Raw genomic sequence first — 636 nt, 5'->3', positions numbered from 1 at the left:
CGCCCGGTTACATTCCGAACCCGGAAGCTAAGCCTCACAGCGCCGATGGTACTGCAGGGGGGACCCTGTGGGAGAGTAGGACACCGCCGAACAATCTTTGGAAGGACCCCTGGTCCCAGCGTTCACGCTGGGACCAGGGGTCCTTTCGTTTTTCAGAATTACTTGTTGTACCGAAGACAGGAGTCACCGATGTCCACCAACTCTCCCGACGACCGGCCGGAGCGCAACCCGCGCGGACGGGACAGTGGTGACCGCGGTGACCGCCGCCCGTATCAGGGCGGCCCGCGCCGCGACAACGACCGTGGTGACCGGGGCGGCTACGTTCGCCGAGACGACCGGGACCGCGGCGCCCGCCGTGACGATCGTGATGCCCGCGGCCCCCGCCGCGACGACGACCGCGGCGGCTACGGTCGCCGTGACGACCGCGGCGGATTCCAGGGCAGGGACGACCGCGACCGCGGGTTCCGACGGGACGACCGCAGTGAGCGTCCCGAGCGCGGTGGCTTCCGGCGGGACGACAACCGAGGCGACCGAGGCGGATTCCGAGGCCGCGACGACCGTAGGGACGATCGCCGCGAAGGCCAGCGCTCCGACTTCCGTCGTGATGACCGGCGTGGCGGTGACCGCCCGGACTTC

Annotated in this window: 1 rRNA gene and 1 pseudogene; one reads left to right on the top strand and one right to left on the bottom strand. The window is 69.8% G+C overall.

The features are described from left to right. Positions 1-92, top strand: a 5S ribosomal RNA gene (gene rrf / locus ACWC21_RS38750); the annotation flags it as partial. Positions 93-183: 91 nt separating this feature from the next. Here rrf and ACWC21_RS38745 read toward each other — a convergent pair. Next, positions 184-636: pseudogene (locus tag ACWC21_RS38745) on the bottom strand (hypothetical protein); the annotation flags it as partial.

The sequence above is a fragment of the Streptomyces sp. NPDC001348 genome (assembly GCF_053597535.1).
This window is presented reverse-complemented; position numbering and strand designations above follow the sequence as displayed.